Genomic DNA, 260 nt, shown 5'->3' with positions numbered 1-260 from the left:
CCTTTATCAAGGCCACCGTGCCGCTGCTGGAAAGCGGCGGTGAAGCCCTGACCACCCACTTCTATAAGTTGTTGCTAGACGAGCATCCTGAGGTACAGCCGCTGTTCAACCAGGCTCACCAGGCCAGCGGTGAACAGCCGCGCGCGCTGGCCAACGGCGTGCTGATGTATGCCAAGCACATCGACCGCCTCGAAGCCCTCGGCCCGCTGGTAGGCCAGATCATCAACAAGCACGTAGCCCTGCAGGTGCTACCCGAGCAC

At 61.9% G+C, this 260-nt stretch carries 1 protein-coding gene; it reads left to right on the top strand.

Annotated features, from left to right (window positions below; genetic code table 11):
* Positions 1-5 precede the first annotated feature (5 nt).
* On the top strand, positions 6-260 hold a 255-nt coding region (locus AAEZ10_RS27515; protein ID WP_350571839.1), incomplete at its 3' end, for a globin domain-containing protein.

Origin of the sequence: Pseudomonas sp. H26/SER47-MNA-CIBAN-0231, assembly GCF_040310465.1 — a bacterium.
In the GTDB taxonomy this organism is placed as follows: domain Bacteria; phylum Pseudomonadota; class Gammaproteobacteria; order Pseudomonadales; family Pseudomonadaceae; genus Aquipseudomonas; species Aquipseudomonas atacamensis.
The sequence above is the reverse complement of the archived record's forward strand: the minus strand, read 5'-3'. Positions and strand labels throughout refer to the sequence as shown.